Raw genomic sequence first — 21,893 nt, 5'->3', positions numbered from 1 at the left:
AGCTTTTATTAAGGCTGAGACTTTCTTATCACTAACAAAAAACAATCCATTATTTTATTAAAACTTTCTTGGTTACTAGCGAGCCTGTTTGGGTTTGCAACTTAATAATGTAAGTGCCAACACTTAAGTTCTCAATGTTGTATTCCGAATAATTACTTTGCACTATGTTAGCATTATAATAAACGGATTGCCCTAACATATTATAAAGCGTAATAGATTTTACTTCTAATTGACTTGGGTTAATAATCACAACTTTTTTAATGTCATTTGAGTAAACAACATCAATTTGGTTGGCTACTTGGTCGTCTATACCTAAAAGTTGTTCAGGCGTGCTAAATGTAATTTCAAAACGGTTAAGATATTCTCCTGCATTCAAGAAAATTTCGTAATCAGAGACTCTTAAATCGTGATAAAGATCTAGTGCAATGTCGTGTAGATATATATTCATGGCATCAGGCACATGTTCTAAATCGTCAATCATTATGGCATTTAATCCATCAGTATTTGTTTTAATTCCTAATGGATATACTGTAGAAATCTCAGCTTCGTTACTACCTTGTATGATGTAAGCATTGTCATTAATAAGCCAATACATATCATCTATTTGAGTTTCATTTAATTTACCATCATAAGCCCAATCTTCATTTGGTGTGGCGTTGTCGTCAATGGTCAATAGTAATTGTCTACGTATGGTGTTAATAGAATTAAAGCCAATTCTAAATTTCATTCTAAGATCTTCTTCTTCAGTAGCCTCATCATTTTCAGAAGTTTGAGTATTTGCACTTCTCATAAATACAGAAGAGGTATTTTCTTTTCTAAAAACACGTTGTGCGTTGTTAAAGTTGATAGTTCCGGAGTTTTCACCAGTAACAAAGAAACCTTGTCCAACCGGAATATAACGTCCTGGTTTTTTTGTAGGGATACCTCCAGCAGCTAATTCTGGGTAGTTATCACCTTTATAAGCTGCAGCAACAGCTCCAGAGAAGTTGTATGTAGCATAACCACCTTGATAATCTTGCAGGTAATGTGAGCCTCCTCCCCAATGTTCCCAGAAATAAAGTGTACCACTAATTAAAGGTGTTGCATCTGTAACTGGCATATTATCATAGTCTAACTCGGGACCATTATCTAAAATAAATAGATTAGCATCTATAGCAGAAGGGTAGGGATTACCTACTAAGTAGTCATTATTTGCAGCCAAAGTTAGGTTAATATCACCATTATTAGGTTTTCCAGAAAACACATAGTTTTGAGGTGTTGAAACAGAACCTGTTCCAGGTCCTTTCATAGTATATCCTTCTCCAGGAAATATGGTACCAGTTCGTCTAACGTGTTGCCACGCAGAATATGTTCCTGTGGGTAGGTTGGCATATTTCCAAATCCAATAATCTGCTATTTTGATAGGGCTAGTTGCCGCACCATCATAACCTGATGATGAAAAATTAATTTGCGATGGATTGTTAGCATCAGAACCGTCGTTCATAACATCTGAAATCCTAAAATTGTTTGAGGCTGAGTTTTGGATTTTTACAGGTGAAGACCAATAATTATAAGTATACATGTCTGCAGTGCCTTGTTGGTCGCGTTCAATTTTACCTTTGCTCGTTGGTTCTAATATACTTTCATCGCCTTGAACTAATTGAGATTCTCCTTCTAAGTCAATAGTTCCGTCTAGTTTTAAATACCAAGACACGTTAAGTTCAGAGTCGTTGGTGATATCATATTTTATTGGATTAGAGCTCGCATCATTTTCATTTACAATTAAGCCCAAATGTTTTTGGCTGTGATTGTAGTTTACTCCATTGTGAGCAATCTTAACAATAGACCAATCATAATTTATAGCATCAGAGCCGTTAATTCCAGCAGAAGTGTTAGTTAAAGACGAAACAAGGTCTCCACTAGACTGAGTAACAAATGGCATTGGTGCCGTTTGCGCTTGAATTTGAGAGGAAGAAATATTGTGAAGCGAAGCACCTGTACCAACATCAATACCAGGTGTCGTTAAATTATCTGTAATGTTACCTCTAAAGCTATCAAAACGATAATATTTTATAAGGTTAGACCAAGAAAGACTACTGATATCTCTGGATATTTCCGTACCACGAACTTTCCCATTATCTTCAATCTCTTGGTAAACTAGTTTTTGAATTTCATCATCTGAAAGTGCTTTGTTAAAAAGTCTAATTTCATCTGCGTTACCATTATAGAACCATTTATCGGATCCGTTATGCCTTCTACCAATGTAAAATGGGGTCGTATCTGTATTAAGTGGTCCATTAAGAGATTTATGACCTACTTCTTTTCCATTGATATAAAGTTTTAATCTATTTTCAGTATCACTGTATGTCGCACCAACATGAATCCATTGATTGTTTGGTAGTGCTGTAGTATAAGTTAATGTGGTGTTGTTAGCTTTAACGACTAAACGATTAAATACTAGAAATAAAGAAAAATTATCTTGACCACAAATAGTTTGGACCATTGATCCCGAAGAGTCAGTTTTTATCCATCCCATGAGTGTAATTTCAGACCATTCGCTTATTAAAGTGGCGTCTTCTACATAATCATCTATGCCGTCAAAATAGAGTTGTAGTTTTCCATCTATACTACTAGGTAAACTAAACGTGGAATTCTCGGTTTCAGGGACATTTTGAATTCCATTGCTATCAGAACTAGAAATGTTAAGATTCGGAATTATTGAATTAGAATCTATAGCATACCTGTTGTTCCAACCGGAACTGAAACTATCTGTTGCAGTAGTCTGTGCAATAACGTTAAGACTATACATAAGTATAGAGCATAGTGTAAAACGTTTCAGTAAAATATTAATACTGATCATAAGCGGTTAAATTTTAGTTTGGGACTAAATTATTCGACAAACATACATTTTTTATCCTTAAAACGCAAATAAATCCGTTGAAATGTAATTCTTTATAAGAATTACCACGAATTTATGTCTTAAAACTCAGATGAACACAGCGTTTTTTAATGTTAAAAATTTTTAATATTGAGTCTAAAAAACTGTAAATCAATTGTTTTTGGTGGGTATGTTTACTTGTTTTTTGAATTGTCAAACGTTTATTTTATCAATAAATGGAGGAATTTCGAATTCGTAAATTATAAATAGAAAACTTGTGGTATGCTTTTGAGGTTATAATATTTTTATGAGCTGGTTTTATACGGAGGCCTTTCTTCTATTTGAGATCATCAACTTTAGCAATTTCTGGTTATATATTTTAGATAATTTAAAATATGAATTAGAACTATTTGTGATTGCATAAATTAACAAGTTATAATTGTTTTATTAACTAATTGAAAATATGTAATTTAGAATTATACTTCTATTTTTATTTGTATTGTGTTGTTCAAAGATTAAAAGTTTAATCTTATCGAAAAGTTAAAATTTTTAAGTTAGGATTAAAATGAATTTAACTACTTTGAAAACCTTTAAGTAATTAGCTATTACATATTTATGGGGGAAAATAAGATTACTTGCTTTTAAGCATTGGTCTTTGCTATAGTTCTATGCTCAATAATATAATAGTTATTAAAATTTATTCTGTTTCAAAGTAGTCATTCAGAAATGATAATAAATTAATTATTGAGGTATGAAGAATAAAAAGTATATTAATTTTTTTCTAATTTTTTTTATTATCGTTAGTTCAGCAATTGCTCTGAATAACACTAGTGATAATAAGAGAGTTGGAGCTTACGATGTAGCTCCTCCAACTGTCAGTTTTGTTTTTAACAATAATAATGTATGTTCTGGTCAAAGTGTATCCTTTACTTCTACAGTAACGGGTAACGGTCCTTTTGATTATGCTTGGAATTTTGGTGATGGTGGCACTTCGACGCAAGCTAATCCTAATCATTCCTTTATTGCACTTGGATGTGGCACACAAAACTTTAATGTTACCCTTACAGTAACAGACGATAATGGAGAGGCTAGTACCACCTCTCAATCGATAACGGTTAAGCAAAGACCAAATATTAATTTTATTGACCCAGACGCTAATTTTGGAACTCCTTTTGAAAATTGTAATGCTACTACAATAGAATATAGTATTACGGTTGAGAATGATTCGGTTTCAGATAGTTGTGTGACATCATATTCGATAAATTGGGGTGACGGAAATTCAGAAAGTGATATAACGTTTCCTATTGCACATACCTATTTAACTTTGGGCTCATTTAATATGGTAATTAGCGCGACAGGTACTAACGGTTGTGTTACAAATAAATCGTATCTAGTTAGTAATTCTAGCAATCCTACTGGTGGTATAGTAACACCTGGAGGCACTGTAGATTTATGCTTACCTGTAAGTCCATTAGAGTTTAAAATCAGTAATTGGGGAGAGAATCCTCCTGATACATTATATGATATTGATTTTGGTGATGGCACAACGTTTATTCTAACTCAAGGAGACTTAGAAGCTTCAACATATTACAACAGTGCTAATCCGGCTGCATCTGACAATTTTCCTATTCCGCATACTTATACCGAATCTAACTGTCCAAATTCTAGTTATACAATTCTTTTAGATATTATTACATCTTGTGGAACATCTAATTTAACAGCAGGTCCTATTACGGTTTATAAAAAACCTGAAGTTAGTTTTGAAATAGAAGAGAGTGCTTGTATTAATGTAAATGTACCAATTACTAATACGTCTATAGGCGGTTTCAATATTAATTGTACAACAAATGCCAATTGGTATTGGGATATGGGAGATGGTACAACCTATACGGATTTTGAACCTGTGCATTCTTATACCACGTTTGGCACTTTTACGATTTCGTTATATGCTGAGAATTATTGTGGTATAACAGCGCCTATTACCCAAGAAATTTGCATTGAAGCTCCATTGAATCCTGTTTTTACTACAGATGTTGATGAAGGTTGTTCACCATTAGCTGTAACGGTAACAAATTCTACTGATGAATCTGTGAGTTGTATTATTCCAACATATGCATGGGAAGTTATTTATACTTCTGAATTTTGTGGCACTTCAGAATCTTGGAGTTTTACAAATGGCACAGATGAAAATTCTAAAAATCCATCGTTTCAATTTGATACAGCAGGAACGTATGAGCTAGTGATGACTGCTACAAATTCTTGTGGAGATTTTATAACCTCTCAATTTATTGAAGTCAAACAACCACCAACTGCAACCTTAGATCCAATTGAAGATGCCTGTGGTTCATTGACTTTTATTCCTGTGGCTGTTGTTGATACTTGTGCACCAGCATCAGACACTATAATCTATAGTTGGCTGTTTCCAGGAGGTACACCAGCAACTTCAGATCAGTTAGATCCTGGGACTATAACTTATACAACGGTAGGGGATTATACCATTACATTTAGTGTGACTAATAGTTGTGGAACAACCACAGAAACAGAAATGTTCTCTATTAACGAATCTCCTACAATTACTAATACAGATACTTTACAAACTATATGTTCTGGTGCATCAACTGCTGCTATTAATTTAACCTCAGATGATGCGAGTACAACATTCAATTGGGTTTCTAATAGTCCTGCAGGACTTACAGGTTATATACCAAGTGGAACGTCTAATACAATTCCGGTACAAACCATAATCAATACAACAACCAATCCAATTAACTTAGAATATACTGTGACACCAGATATTGATGGTTGTGAAGGAGCGACTTTAGATTTTGTGATTACTGTAGAACCTGCACCATTAGTTACGGTGCAGCCGATATCTAATGGAGTATGCCAAAATGGTACAACCGCAGATTTATCCGTTGCATACCAAGGCATAGGCACTCCTGTTTACCAATGGTATGAAAATACAGCTAATAATACCACATCAGGTACTGCTATTGCAGGCGCTACATCAGCAACATTTTCTCCGCCAACAGATACAGTAGGCATTACTTATTATTACGTTATTATTACGTTTTCTTCTGGTGGCTGTAACGAAATTATTTCCGACACTGCAGAAATTGAAGTCGCTAATGCTCCACAAATAGACACGCAACCTTTGGTAACTCAGTCTATATGTGTTGGAGGTACTTCAGAAGAACTGTCAGTGGTTATTTCTGGAGGTTCAGGTATTGCGACCTATCAATGGTTTAGTAATAGTACAAATAGTAATACTGGTGGCGCATTAATTTCTGGTGCAACAGCTTCAAATTATACACCTCCAGTGTTCAATACGGTTGGGACGTTTTATTATTATGTTGAAGTCTCATTTGTATCTAATGGTTGTTCAATGCTCATAAGTGATATTTCAGAAATTGAGGTGGTTACCGATCCTGTGGTAACTACAGAACCATTTGGTTTTCAAAGTTTATGTCAAAATTCTCCTGTTCAAGATTTAGAAGTTATTGTTTCTGGAGGCTTAGGAAGTTTATCTTACCAATGGTATGTAAATACGGTAAACAATACGACTTCTGGGACATTAATAGCAGGAGCAACCTCCAGCATTTATACAGCTCCAACAACTGCTGTTGGGACGCTTTATTATTACTGTATAGTAACTCAAGATGTTTCAGGCTGTGAAGTTACAAGTGCTATAGCTGAGGTTGAAATTAGTGCTGGAGCACAGTTTAGTACTCAACCTATTTCAGATGAATTATGTTTGGGTGAAACCACGTCTGCATTAACTGTAGCTTATACTAATGGAACAGGAACAGCAACATATCAGTGGTATTTAAACCCTGTAGATGATACCACAACAGGAACAGCTATTACAGGCGCAAATTCAGCGACATATAATCCTGATGTAACGTCAATAGGAACAACGTATTATTATGCCATAATCACGTTTAGTTCTGGTGGTTGTACAGAGATAATATCTAACACGGCAGAAATCATAGTCAATGAAACACCAATTATAGATGATGCAGCTATATTAATTTGTAGTGGTAACACATTTGAATTTATTCCAGACACAACCAATACGGGTGATATTGTGCCATTAAATACATTATACACATGGACGACTCCAGTGGTTAGTCCTGCAGGAAGTATTACAGGAGCAACTGAGCAATTGGTGCCAATAGCAACGGTATCTCAATTATTAGAAAACGCAACATTAACTCCTGCTACAGTAACATATACTGTAACACCAGTTTCAGGAAATTGTCCAGGTATGGATTTTGAAGTCGTGGTTACAGTTAATCCTTCAATTTCCGTAACATCCACAGTCACTCACAATTTATGTTTTCAAGTTAATACAGCAGCCATAGAAATTGCCATAGTTGGAGGTGTGCCTTTTACAACAGGCAATGCCTATAACATCACTTGGACAGGACTCAACGGTTTTTCAAGCACAGACGAAGATATTTTTAATCTTGAAGCTGGTACATATACTTTAGATATTCAAGATGATGGTGGTTGTCCGTACACAGAAATTATAACAATTACTGAGCCAGATGAATTGGTTTTTAGTACGGTAGATTTCGATGTAGAAACCATTTCATGCTTCGCTGCAAATGATGGTGAAATAGGAATAGATGTTTCAGGCGGTACGCCACCTTATGCTTACACTTGGACTTTAGATGGAAATCCATTTTCTACAGACGAGGATATATCTAATCTTGGGCCAGGAGATTATGTTATTTCTGTTACAGATTTTAATTCTTGTGGACCAATAGCACTTAGTTTTAGCGTAGAAGAACCAGATGAATTAGAAGTAACATTAGATGCTAAAACAGATGTCTTATGTTTTGGTGATGCTACAGGCGCAATTTCGGTAAACGTTATTGGTGGTCGTACAGATTATAGTTATAACTGGTCTGGACCAGATGGTTTTTCGAGTACAAATCAGAACATAGATACATTATTTGCAGGAATTTACAACCTCACGGTTACAGATAATTCTGGTTGTGTGGAAACTTTAGAAGTAGAAATTCTTCAAAATGACCAAATTGAAATAGATCTCAGTGTCACACAAATAGTGTGTTATGGAGATAATGATGGTTCTATAACAATTAATTCTATTTCGGGTGGAGTAGCTCCTTACACAATCGCTTGGAGTAATTTAGGCACCGGAAATAGTCAAACCAATTTATCTGGAGGAACATATACAATAACCATAACAGATGCGGAAAATTGCGAACGTCAGTTTCCTGTGGTTTTAGATGAACCACCTGTTTTTTTAATAGATCCTGAAATCACACAAATGACTTGTGCTGGTGAAAATGACGCAAGCATAACGCTGAATTTTGTCGGTGGCATTGACCCTATCAATTTGGTTTGGGATGATGATGCTACAGCTGGTACAGAGCGTAATAATTTAGGTCCTGGTACATATACGGTAACCATTACGGATGGTATACCTTGTGTTATTCAAGAGAGCTTTACCATATTTAATATTTTACCATTAGAGCTTTCTGCGACAATTGTTAATGCTTTAGATTGTGAAGATACCAATAGCGGAGCTGTTAATTTGCTTATACAAGGAGGAACACCTCCTTTTGATGTAGCTTGGTCTAATGGTGCAATTACAGAAGATTTAAGTGACGTACCACCAAATACATATACAGCTACGGTTACGGATGCTAATGGTTGTATGGTAGATGGCAGTTGGGAGGTCACACGTTTTGAGCCATTGGTTTTAAATGTTGAAGAACAAGTTGAGGTCAATTGCGATACCAAAACTATAGATCAAACTTTTGTAGCTGTGGCAAGTGGAGGAGTACCTCCATTTCAATACAATTGGTCTGATGGCACTGTTAGTGGTCCTAATAATGAATTGATGACTACAGACGAAAATGGATTAGTCATTTTAGAAGTCACGGACAGTTTCGGTTGTTCAATTAATTACACATTTAATGTAGAATTAACGGTCTTAGGAGATGCAGGTTTTGATACCACGTCTTACGGCTTTTTAAACTACGGCCTTTATGCTATTCAAGATCCTATTGAATTTATAAATACAGCTACAGGACAATACGAAACCATTCTCTGGGACTTTGGAGATGGTAGTTTTTCAGGGGAAGAAAACCCTGTTCACACGTATTTTACTCCAGGCAGTTATGTGGTAATACAAACGGTTACTTATCCTTATGGTTGTGTGTACCAAAAAACAATTACTCTAATCATTGAAGAAGGCTACAAATTGGTAATGCCAGATGCTTTTACACCAAACGACGATGGCATTAATGATTTCTTCGGTCCTGTTTTTATTGGACTTAATAGTTTAGAAATGAATGTTTACGATACTTGGGGAAGTCTAATTTATAATGAAACAGGAGATGCTATTAGAGGTTGGGACGGAAAAGTAAAAGATGAAGAAGCCGAAAATGGTAATTATTATTACACGTTTACAGCTAAGACCTTCTACGGAAATGAGATTAAAAAACAAGGAGCTTTTATATTTATCAAATAAAACCAGAATGACACTAAGAACACAAATTACAATCATTATAGCGGTTTTATTAGGTTTTAATTCTAATGCTCAAGACCCAATATTTACACAGTCTAACTATATACAAGAAACCATAAATCCAGGATTTTCTGGTTTTGAGGATAATGACAGAATTAGTGCAGGTCTGCTAAGCAGAACGCAATGGCCTAACTTAGGTTTAAAAGTGCGAACACAATATTTTTATATCAATAAATCTTACGAAAACAAAAATGCCTCAGGTTCAGGAATAGGGTTTAGTGCATTATGGCAAAATGAATCGTTTAGCAATTATAATTATTATCAAGCGAATGTAAATTATATGCATCGTGTAAATCTTAATGGTGGTTGGTATTTTAGACCAGCGATAGAAGTTGGTTTTGGATTTAAAGATATTGGGTTTAAAAGTTTAACGCTTGCCGATCAAATTAATATTAATACAGGAGAAATTGCTTCTGTCTCTGTAGATCCATTTAGTGGTAATACAGAAAATGTATTCTTTTTCGATGTGTCTTCTGGTTTTGTTTTCGAGAAACAGGGCTACAACGGTACCACATACTGGTTTGGGATTTCGGCAAAACACTTAAACCGACCAAATATTTCGTTCCTAAGAGATGAAAATGTACCCTTAGACATCTTTTATTCTATACATGGTAATTATCGTTTTCCGTTTATGATAGATTATAATATAATGATGACAGTGAACTACATGCAACAAGGTCAGTATAACCGTTTAGATGTTGGTACTTTGTTTCAGGTGAATCAATTTTTATTAGGTCTTACAGCAGCTACAAATCCAGCCCGTAATGATAATAACAGCCATTTGGTCACCTCATTAAATGGATTTCTAGGATTAGAATACACCAATTTTAGATTCGGGTTGTCATATGATGCCAATATTTCAAAAATTGGGAATACCAATGGAGTGTACGAGTTTTCGCTTACCTACATGTCGCGTTGTCGTAGTTGTCCTACTAATCGCAATCGAAAGCGTTAATGCATTAGTCGGTAAATTTTAGTTTAAGCATTTATTTTAAAATAGAGCATTTGTTTTCAGTGTTTTAAGGGGTGTTTTGGTGGCTTTTAAGAGTATTTTGGACCTTATTTAAACGCATTTATTTACTTTTTACAGAAAACAATTCCTACAAAACCGATTTCTAATACAATTCGTCGATTTTTTATTATAAGGGTCTGATTTACTGATTTTTAATGCTTAATTTTAACAAGCTATTAATTAATCAACCCTCAACATTACAACACAATTTACATAGAGAAATTGCATTTAGGCTGCACCATAAACTGGTGTGGTCTTTTGTGCATTTTCAGTATTTAGAAGTGTTTTCTGTTGAACTAAAACAATTATCTTAGTATGAAAACAAAAACAACATTCCAATTTCAAAACAAGAAATTCTCTTTTTCAATTTTCGATAAAGATGCAATTCATCTCGCTCGTAACGGCATAACAAAGTTTTTACTGTTGGTAATGCTTGCCTTTAGTTGGCAAAGTAATGCTCAAAACTTGAATTTTACGATTGATACAGCTGTTGATAATGGTACAAGTATTACAGAAACGATTGTTAGTGGAGGCGATACTTATGTATTAACTGTTTTTCATTCCGGTAATGAAGAGCTCGATCATCTTGGAGGAGGAGATCTTATATTTTACTTAAGTGCTATAGATCCATTGACGCCTTACACGTTATCTATTACGAAGAATGGAAGCCCTACAAACTTCAGTCTTAATAGTATTGATTATGATACACTTGGACAAGGCACTATATCAGTTACAAATCAAGATGGTGATGTTATTTCTAATCCTACTACCTATGGTGTAGGTAGTGGAACTTTGGTGACCTCTAATCCGGTTAATGCTCTAGATATTTCTCAGGTAAAAATTACTCCAACAGGAGTTTCTGATTTAAATAATTTTGGGTTCCATAATATTAACGTGGATATTATGGCTGTGAGCAACACACTAGAAGTCCCAACAATTCTTAATAGTCCTATATGCGCTAGTAGTGTATATTTAAATGGATTTACATCTAATCCAGTTGGCACTATTATTAGAATATATAAAAATGGCAGTATAGCTTCTACAGCTACGGTTTACAATCTTAACAATAGTAATGAAAATTATTGGCTTGCCCCTCTTAACCCTAGTTTTTCACCAGGAGATGTTGTGCAAGCAACAGCCTACGACGGCAATAGCGAAAGTGCTTTTTCCCCTTCCTTTACTGTTTCTAATCCTTCAATAGCAACACTAGAGGTTATTGGTAGTAGTAATATTTGCAACGGAAACGGTACAACAATAGGCGGTACTGTAACGTTAATCGGTCTTCAATCAGGTGATGATGAGGGTTGGAGTCTAACAATATCGTCAGAAGATGTTAACGGTAATTTTGATTATATTTTTGTGGATAGCTCAGGAAATGGATCTTGGAGTATAGACGTAAATCCAACAAGTGACACTACATATGCTTTATCAAGTCTAAATGTTTATAATGGTTGTGCAAGCTCATATAGTAACCAAACATATGTGGAAATAACGGTAAATGCATTACCAACACCCACAATAAGCGGTGCAACTAATTTTTGTACAGGCAGCTCAACCGTTTTAGACGCTGGAGCATATACAAATTACCTTTGGTCAACTGGTGAAACTACGCAAACCATTTCTGTAAATACAGCCGAAACATTTACAGTTACAGTTACTGATGAAAATGGATGTATAGGTACAGGTTCTGTTACAACTGTAGAGAACCCAAATCCCACGGTAACATTCACAGCACCAGCAGACCTAGATGAAGATGCAGGAGTACAGACAAACCTTGGTGGCGGATTACCAACAGGTGGTATTTATAGTGGCTCTGGTGTCACAGACGATGGTAACGGCCTAACTTATAGCTTCGACCCAACAGCAGCAGGAGTTGATACGCATACACTAACATATACTTTTACAAATGCAAGTAGCTGCACAGGTTCAGCATCAGATGATGTTGAGGTGTTTGCGGTTGCGAGTAATACACCACCAGTGGCAGTAGGTGGAAATAATATTACCGTATCTGTAGAAGAAAATCAAACATTTGCTTATAATGTTGATGCTACAGATGTGGAAGATGATCTTGCAGGCTTAGATTTAACATATGCAATATCGACTATTGATGGAATTGATCGTAATTTGTTTGATATTGAAGCTAATACAGGCGTGGTTACTTTTACTGTAGCTCCTGATTTTGAAAACCCACAGGATTATGGTGGAAATAATGGCTATAATATAAGAGTTCTAATCACAGATTCTCAAGGTGCACAGACCCTCCAGAATTTATCAATTAATGTTACAGATGTAGATGAAACTCCTATATGCGAAGTAGCTATACAAACCACTACAGTAAATGGAGAATCTTATTTACAGGTTTGTGAAGGCAGTACGGATAGTTTTCTATTAGAATCTGAGTTTACAGGTAATGGTAGCCTAAGTTTTCAATGGCAATTCTTACCATCAGATTTTAGTACGCCATGGCAAGACATAGTAGGTGCAACAGGCTCTACTGTAACAGTGACACCAACCGTACCAGACGCTTATTTCTACAGAATAGTTGTGAAATCAGACAATACAACCCCAGATAATTTATCTGATGACTGTACTGCGGTATCTAGTGCAGCTGCAACTATAGCAATTTCACCTTCACCAACAGTAACTTTTACAGCACCAGCAGACCTAGATGAAGATGCAGGAGTACAGACAGGTCTTGGTGGCGGATTGCCAACAGGTGGTATATATTCTGGACCTGGTGTTACGGATGATGGTAATGGACTTACCTATAGTTTTGACCCAGCAGTAGCAGGAGTTGATACGCATACGCTAACATATACTTTTACAAACGCAAGTGGTTGTACAGGTTCAGCATCCGATAATGTTGAGGTGTTGATGGTTGAAATAGACGAAACAGCACCAATAATCACTTTACTTGGCGATAACCCTATAGAACTCAATGTAGGCGATACTTACCAAGAGTTTGGCGCTACAGCACTAGATGACGTAGATGGCGATCTTACGGATACTATTGTTATAGATGCCTCAGCAGTAGATACAAGTACTGCAGGTAATTACATGGTAACCTATAATGTATCTGATGCTGCTGCTAATGCAGCTACAGAAGTGACTAGAATGGTAAATGTAAATGATACATTAGTATTTATTGAACCTTGTATAAATAGAATTCCTCAAATTGAAAATAACGTTTGGACCGGTGGTATTGCCTCGGTTCCTTGGGAACGTATGAGCTTTGGTCAATCTTTTGTTGTACCTATAGGTGTTAACGAAATAGATGGCATTACTTTAGCATTTTTCGATTTGAGAGCAGATTATAAATTCACTTTAAAACTTTATAAAGGATTAACTACGGATGGACTAGATCCAGTTATTGCTTCTTCTTCTATTTATGCACAAGCTTCAAGTGAGGAATCAAATAGTGGTTATGAAGTGCAGTTTCAATTTGCTAACACTTTAAGTCTTATACCAGGAGATAATTATTATTTTATACTTACTCCAGAAACGTATGATGATTATCATGGATATGGCGGATATGCATTAAATTCTACACCATGGGCAAACCCTTACCCTGATGGAGCTTCCTTTCAATTAAACGATGATGGTACCTTTTATCACCACGACGCTAATGCTGATATCACTTTTTCAATTTATAAGTGTGGACCTGATATAATTGATGAGACAGCACCAATAATCACTTTACTTGGCGATAACCCTATAGAACTCAATGTAGGCGATACTTACGAAGAGTTTGGCGCTACAGCACTAGATGACGTAGATGGAGATCTTACGGATACTATTATTATAGATGCCTCAGCAATAGATACAAGCACTGCAGGTAATTATACCGTAACTTATAATGTTTCTGATGCTGCTGGTAATGCTGCCACTGAAGTTATTAGAATAGTGAATGTAAATGCACCAAGTGCAATTACAGACAACGACCCAGATGAAAACAGCAACTTAGCACTTTTAGATGAAGCTATTTTATCAGGTTCTGTTTCTAACGGTCGTGGTACACCACAGGCTATACTTTATGATCCTTTAATTAATGATTACCATATAATAACCGATTACAATGAATACGGAGTTGGTTTTGGTGAGAATCTAGGGCGTCCAGATGCAGATAATGGTTTTAAATGGCAAGTAGATTGGTCTACTCCAAAAGCGATTAATTATGTTACTTTTGGTGGCGCGTATTATAATCAGCCACAACCCAATGCGATGTGGAGAATAAGTTACCTCAATAATGAGGAATGGATAACGTTAGACGAAGGCCAAGGCGGCTGGATAGATAGTGGTATTTATGAATGGGATGGTACAGCATCACCAGCAATAACAGCAGAGGCATTACGTGTACAAGTATATAGCGATGGAGAAACCGATTTAGTAAGTATTCATCTTAGAGGCCGTGGAGGTATTTCTAATAGAACAAATGATAGTAATACAGCTACAAAGGCAACACTTATTCAGTATTTGGCTCCTGTAGGTACACCAATAGCCAATTTTACGGCTGCTACAGATGCACTTAATGTTACTTTTGATAGTAGTACTACTATAGAAGATGGTAGTATAGTAAATTACCAATGGAATTTTGGTGATGGTAATACTTCTAATTCTGGACCAATAGTAGTGCATAATTATGCATCTCCAGGGATTTATGTAGTAACGTTACAAGTTACAGATAACGATGGTTTAGTAGGTACAATTTCTAAGGAAGTCACGGTAAGTGATGGTACCGCAGTAAATGAACCAGATGAGAGTATCAACTTAGCACTCTTGGAAGATGCAACCGTAACAGGATCAACATCTGAAGGCCGTGGCAGACCACAAGCTATTTTATATGATCCGTCTATAGATGATTATTTTATAAGAACAGATTGGAATGAGTATGGTGTAGCATTTGGGCAGAATTTAGGACGTCCAGAGGCAGATAATGGTTTTGTATGGCAAGTAGATTGGACAGTACCAAAAGCCATTAACTATGTTACTTTTGGAGGTACTTATGCTAATCAACCACAACCTAATGCGATGTGGAGAGTGAGTTATTTAAACAATGACGAATGGATCACTATAGAAGAAGGCCAAGGAGGCTGGATTGATAGTGGTATCTACGAATGGGATGGCAGATATGAGTCAACAATAACTGCTGCTGCATTACGAGTACAAGTGTATAGCGATGGAGAAACCGATTTGGTAAGTATTCATCTTAGAGGTCGTGGAGGTATATCTAATTATAGAAATGATAGTGGTACCGAAACTAAAGCCACACTAATACAGTATTTACCAGAGGCACCACAAGTTCCATTAAGACCAGAAAACATGTCTGATTTAATGAAGCTCTCGCCTAATCCTACGTCAGGATATGCATGGCTTAGTTTTGAGGAGGTGACAGAGATTGAGTCTATTGAGATTTACGATTTAACCGGACGCATGGTAAAACGTTTCAATGGAGGTGAAATAGATAAAAAAGGCAAGCAAATTTCTGTGCAAGGCTTACCAAATGGTGTTTATACCGTTAAAGCTAGTACAAGTAAAGGTGAATTATATCAAAAGAAGTTGATTAAAATATAATTCTATTAAGCACCTTTAAAGTGTTAAAACCTAACAAGTAAGACGTATTATTGTCTTATTTGTTAGGTTTTTTTATGTCAATTCGCTTTAAAATATGAATTATTAAAAAACAACTCAGGCAACCATATCATAAAAATTAACGTCTATTATTAAGAAGGGATGAACGACTGTTTATGCTATTTAAAGATCAATCAAAAAACGTTAATCATGAAATTAAACCAACTATTTTATTCAATTATTACATTACTAGTATTGCTGATGAGTTGTGCAGGTTCCAAAATTGACAAAGTATTAGAACAAGGTAATGTGCTTCAAGAAAACTTTAAAACTACCATTCCTTTTACATATGTTAGTGGCTGGATTGTTTTAGAAGTAGAAATCCAAGGTAAAGCTCATAATTTTATTTTAGATACAGGGTCTTCAAACTTAATCACAAAAGAATTTGCAGAGGAGTTAAATAGTAAAGTGCTTGGTGCAGAGGACATAGAAGATATTAATGATACTGCAAATTCAACTGAATATACAAGACTTAGTAATATTAAAATAGGAAATGTTGATTTTAAAAATACGATTGCTGGTATCGTTGATCTCAATAAAATAACCGAAATAGGTTGTGTTAAAATTGATGGATTTATTGGGTCGAATTTAATGAGAAGAGCCGTTTGGGATTTCGATTTTCAAAATCAGTTAATTACAATCGCTAATGACGAAAGTAAATTAGATATTCCTTCAGAAACGATAGATTCTAAAATGTATATAGGAACAGCAGGTATACCAGCTGTCACAGTAAAAATTAATGGTCAGAAAGTGCTAAATAATACAGTAGATTTTGGAAATGGTGGAACTAATCTATTAAGAGGAGACTATTTTGTAAAACAAAGGGATGCCAATCTAATTACAAGGTATGTAAGAGGTACTCAAAAAGCGTTTGGTGGCTTTGGACGTACTCAGGACAAAACGTTTTACCAAACAAATATTGATGAATTGAAAATTGGAAATCATACGGTTAATAATATACATGCAAGGGTAAAAAGTGGAGCTGGTAATAATTTAGGTTTAGCATTCTTTAAAAACTATAGAGTCATCTTAAACTGGAATAAGAAAAAGCTGAGACTGATAGAAATTACCAAAGCAGGTAACGATTCTTATAAAAGTTATGGGTTTTCTACACTTTTTGAAAATGAAGGTATTTACGTAAATAGAATTGTAGAAATGTCGAGTGCATCTCAATTTTTAAAGCAAGAGGATAAAATAGTGCGTATAGATGATACAAGTTATGCTAACATTACAGAAGAGGACTATTGTGGTTTCTATCGTGATGGTTATGATAATGGAACAGACACAGTTTCTATTACAGTCACGAGAGAAGGAAAAGAATTCACGTTTCAATTAATAAAAACTGAATTACTTTAAAAAAAATCAAAGCCAAATAGCTAATACTATAAATAGCAAATTAAGTTTTTCGTTAATTAAGGATTAAAACAATTTGCCAAACTCATATTAATTATTTTGCTAGGTCTTGGCCAACTTGCAAACATTACTACTACATATACCATCTGTGATTTATTTGCTAAATTAGTAGCCAACCACACGACTAATTGGGCATAAACAGGTTGCGCGTAATTTTAAAAATGAATAGCATATGATAAGACACCCTTTAAATAGTATAAGAGTATGCTTTTTAATGTTAGTAATCATTTTAAGTAGTTGCAATGACAATGAAAATGATGAAACTATAGAGCCAGTGACAACAGACATTTCTATTTTATCATCAGAAAGCTTAATTTCTTGGGGTGATGGGGCAGATTTAATGCAAAAATTAGAAAATGCAATAAGTTATAATTACGGAATGGCTTTAGAGAGTGAAACCGAAAAACAGCTAAGTTTCAATACAGATACAACTCAAGTGATTGCAACAATAGCTTTTAAAATAGAAAATCAGAGTGTATACAACGATCCAAACTCAACTAATAATTCAGTCACTATTGCGCTTGTAAAAAACATAGAAAATCCAATTCCGCAAGGAGTTGTTCTAAGTGCTGATGGACCAGGAAATACTTATGGCTTAATTACCTCAGTGTTGGCTCCAGGTTACGACCCTATAGAAGCGCCAGACTGTAATCATCCCGAATTTGGTGATCATATCGATGAGTTATTTGATAGTGAATTGAATACAAATGTTTTTCGATTTTTCATTCATACGTCACCAGACAATGATCGCTGTATCAATTTTGATAGACAACGAAATGAGATAAAAACGTATGACCAATCACCCGATAATTTATTAGGCATAGAGAATGAGAAAGTGGTTTACAAATGGAAATTTAAATTAAAAGCAGGATTTCAATCCTCTACAAATTTCACACATTTACATCAACTCAAGTCAGTAGGTGGATCATTAGCAAGCATGCCAATGTATACGTTATCTGCCAAGAAAGGGAGTCCTGATAAATTGCAATTACGATATGCTGAAACGGATACCCAAATTAACATCGCAGAAGCTAATCTAGCTAATTTTATAGATACTTGGTTAGAAGTTACTGAAACCATAAAATATGGCACATCGGGAACTTATGACATTGAGATAAAAAAAGTAAGTGACGGTACTGTTTTATTTACCTATTCAAATGCTTCAATTGTAAACTGGAGGGCAGACGCCAGTTTTGTAAGACCTAAATGGGGAATCTATAGGAGTTTAATAAATGCGCAAGACCTTAGAGATGAAGAGGTGTTATTTGCTGATTTTAGTATAACTGAAATAGAGTAAATACTATTTTTAGTACAGTAAACTACATAAGGGCATATCTGTTAAAATCCTAACAAACTACACAAAATACAAAATGACCATAGATCAACTACCAGGAACCTACAACATCATAGGAAGCAATCAAGATGAGGAAGGTATAGCTTACAAAGGGATGTTAGAATTAGCCCTAGATGAGAACAACAGAATTAAAGCAACCTGGCTGATTAATAATAGTCAAGAGCAATTAGGCACAGGTTTTTTTAAAGATAATATCTTGGTGATTAATTTTAATTATAAAGGCAATGATGCCATTATTTATAAAGGAGTTGTGGTGTATAAATGCATCACTAAAGATGTATTAGATGGCTTTTGGTCAGAGAAACATGGCAATCCGTTGTATCTTGGTGAAGAACGTTGCTATAGAATAGGGACGCAAAAGAGAGAGTTGGTGAATTGAGGTTGCTTTCTGTTAGATTTGATTATAGATTAGAAATCAGTTTATCATGATTAAAATTTACTTAATTAGAATCTTAAAGGTTAAGCTTTAAGATAATATAAACTGAAATGATAGAACTAAAGTTTAAACTTCAAAATACAACTTAATAAAAAAAAACCTAACAAATAAGACAGTAATATATCTCATTTATTAGGTTTTATTATCCTTAGTTTTACGTAATGTTATATTTTAATCAATTTCACTGGGTAGATCTCTCCAGTAGTTGAGGTTGCCTTAACGTTATAAACACCAATTGGTAAGCCTTTAACAGAAATCTGTATTCCTTCTTTATCAATTTTACCACCTTTAAAGCGACTTACTAAGCGACCTGTTAAATCGGAAACTTCAATAACTTCGACTTCGGTTGTAACAGTAAAGCTAAGTGTCACATTACTTGTTGCAGGATTTGGAGATAACTTCATAATATCTACAGGTTTCTCATTTCTAAGAACTGTAACATTAGTTGAAGCTGGCAAATACTGAATAAGTGTTGCTTTTGTTGCTGTATTAGTATCATTAATTCTATATGAAAGACCTCCACGACCTCTAAGGTGAATACTTTTTAAGTCTGTGTTACCATCACTATAGATCTGCACACGTAATGCCTCTGCTGTTATTGCTGGTGATGCTGTACCATCCCATTCATAAATACCACTATCTATCCAGCCTCCTTGGCCTTCGTCTAACGTTATCCAATCCTCATTATTGAGGTAACTTATTCTCCACATCGCATTTGGTTGTGGTTGGTTGTTGTATGTACCTCCAAACGTAATGTAATTAATAGATTTTGGTACTGACCAATCTACTTGCCAAAAGAAACCATTGTCTGCCTCTGGGCGACCTAGATTCTCACCAAAACCAACTCCGTATTCATTATAATCTGTTCTTACAAAATAATCATCTATAGATGGATCATATAGAATAGCTTCTAGTGTTCCTCTACCTGATCCTACAGATCCAGATAAATTGGCATCTTCAAGAAGTGCTAAATTAATATTTTCGTCTGGTTCATTAATTGCTGTGCCATCACTTACAGTTACTGTTTTAGAAACAATATCTGTTAATCCATCATTATCAATTATTTTTAATGTTACTAAGTAAGTTCCAGATTGCAAATATGTATGTGTTGTTACAACTGAAGTAGAATTAGTTGCATAACCATCGCCAAAATTCCATTGGTAATCAACTATAGTATTATTATCTGAAGAATTGCTCGCATCAAAATCTACATTAAGAACATTAGTTACAGCATTAAAATCTGCAATAGGTGATCCAACTGGTGGCAGATACTGAATAAGTGTAGCTTTGGTTTCGGTACCACTATCATTTATTCTATTTGAAATGCCACCACGACCTCTAAGATGAATACTTACCAAATCGGTTTCTCCATCGCTATAAATCTGCACACGTAATGCATCTGCTGTTATTGCTTGAGCAGCTGTACCATCCCATTCATATATACCACTATCTACCCAGCCTCCTTGGCCTTCGTCTAATGTCATCCATTGGTCATTGTTAAGATAGCTAATTCTCCATAAGGCATTTGGTTGTGGTTGGTTGTAATAAACACCACCAAACGTTACGTAATTAATAGCCTTTGTTGTAGGCCAATCTACTTGCCATTTAAAACCATTATCTGCGTCTGGACGCCCTAAATTGTCTCCGAAACCAACACCATATTCATTCCAATTGGTTCTTGTGCTGTAATCTTCTATTAATGGATCATAAAGTATAGCCTGTGGTGTACCACGACCGTTAGAAACAGAACCTGATAAAGTAGCATCCTCTAAAAGTGCTAAGTTGATGTTTTCATCTGGGTCATTATCTGCAATTACATCAAGTGTACAATTCTCAGAAAAACTAGTTTGAGAATCTACATTGATCCAATTGGTTGTACTCCAAGCAGCATTTTCCACTTCAATACAAAATAGGTTAGGGTTAGATGTGGTATTGAAATCAACAGTGCCAATACTCATATTATCAAAATTATTATTATAAAGTAGTAATTCTGATAAATTATTGTTGTTGGCTATTATTCTTGTAATATCAACATTATTGGAAAGGTCTAAACTTTGAATTTGGTTATTAGAACATTCTAATACGTCCATTAAATAGTAACCTGTAACATTTAAAGTACTAAGCATATTATTATTACATCGTAATCTAACATCTTCTCCAGAATTCCCTAAAAGAAGTGATGTTAGTTGATTGTTACTACAATCAATATATTCTATACCGTTTTGATTAGATAAATCTAGTACTGATAGCGAATTGAAATCACAATAAATACCCTGGAGAGAATTATTGCTGACGTCTATACTTGTTAAATTGTTATTAGCACATGATAGTAATATTAAACTAGCAAAATCTTCAATACCAGTTAAGTCCGAAATATTTTTGTTACTAACATCTAATATAGATATCCAATCAATATCACTAGTTAAAACCTTGCCATTTATAGTGTTATCGCTATCAATGTTTAAGTCTATTAGTGCTTGTTCAAAGTTTGGATCTGGTATTAATGTCATAGCACAATCAGAACCAAATATAGTTGTTGGGTCTTTAAAACTAGAATAGTTTGCAGTACAATAAACAGGATCATTTACGGCAATACAACATAAGTTAGGGTTAGACTTCGTATCGAAA

At 34.9% G+C, this 21,893-nt stretch carries 8 protein-coding genes; 6 read left to right on the top strand and 2 right to left on the bottom strand.

Annotated features, from left to right (window positions below):
• Positions 1–49: 49 nt before the first annotated feature.
• Positions 50–2,839 carry a LamG-like jellyroll fold domain-containing protein gene (locus DFQ10_RS14315; RefSeq protein ID WP_115818124.1) on the bottom strand — a complete coding sequence of 930 codons (2,790 nt, stop codon included), beginning with the start codon at positions 2,837–2,839 and terminating at the stop codon, positions 50–52.
• A gap of 769 nt (positions 2,840–3,608) precedes the next feature.
• Between DFQ10_RS14315 and DFQ10_RS14310 the strand changes: the two genes are divergently transcribed.
• The 6 genes from DFQ10_RS14310 to DFQ10_RS14285 all read left to right on the top strand — a co-directional run bounded on the left by DFQ10_RS14310 (position 3,609) and on the right by DFQ10_RS14285 (position 19,208).
• A complete protein-coding gene (locus tag DFQ10_RS14310; RefSeq protein WP_115818123.1) occupies positions 3,609–9,365 on the top strand; it encodes a PKD domain-containing protein in 5,757 nt (1,918 codons plus the stop codon).
• Between the two features lie 7 nt (positions 9,366–9,372).
• Entirely contained in the window at positions 9,373–10,377 is a 1,005-nt protein-coding gene (locus DFQ10_RS14305) for a PorP/SprF family type IX secretion system membrane protein (protein WP_115818239.1), read from the top strand.
• A 372-nt stretch (positions 10,378–10,749) separates the two neighbouring features.
• Positions 10,750–16,005, top strand: a complete 5,256-nt coding sequence (locus DFQ10_RS14300; protein WP_115818122.1) for an immunoglobulin-like domain-containing protein — start codon at positions 10,750–10,752, stop codon at positions 16,003–16,005.
• 207 nt (positions 16,006–16,212) lie between these two features.
• Positions 16,213–17,418 (top strand): aspartyl protease family protein, encoded by a 1,206-nt coding sequence (locus DFQ10_RS14295; protein WP_181897647.1) that lies wholly within the window; start codon positions 16,213–16,215, stop codon positions 17,416–17,418.
• A gap of 229 nt (positions 17,419–17,647) precedes the next feature.
• Positions 17,648–18,772, top strand: coding sequence for a hypothetical protein (locus DFQ10_RS14290; protein WP_181897646.1), 1,125 nt, complete (start codon positions 17,648–17,650; stop codon positions 18,770–18,772).
• A gap of 73 nt (positions 18,773–18,845) precedes the next feature.
• A complete protein-coding gene (locus DFQ10_RS14285; protein ID WP_115818120.1) occupies positions 18,846–19,208 on the top strand; it encodes a hypothetical protein in 363 nt (120 codons plus the stop codon).
• A gap of 221 nt (positions 19,209–19,429) precedes the next feature.
• On the opposite strand, the gene DFQ10_RS14280 is transcribed toward DFQ10_RS14285, so the two are convergent.
• The coding region (locus DFQ10_RS14280) for a PKD domain-containing protein (protein ID WP_115818119.1) at positions 19,430–21,893 on the bottom strand (2,464 nt) is incomplete at its 5' end.

It is taken from the genome of Winogradskyella eximia, from assembly GCF_003386165.1.
GTDB classification, from domain to species: Bacteria; Bacteroidota; Bacteroidia; order Flavobacteriales; family Flavobacteriaceae; genus Winogradskyella; species Winogradskyella eximia.
This window is presented reverse-complemented; position numbering and strand designations above follow the sequence as displayed.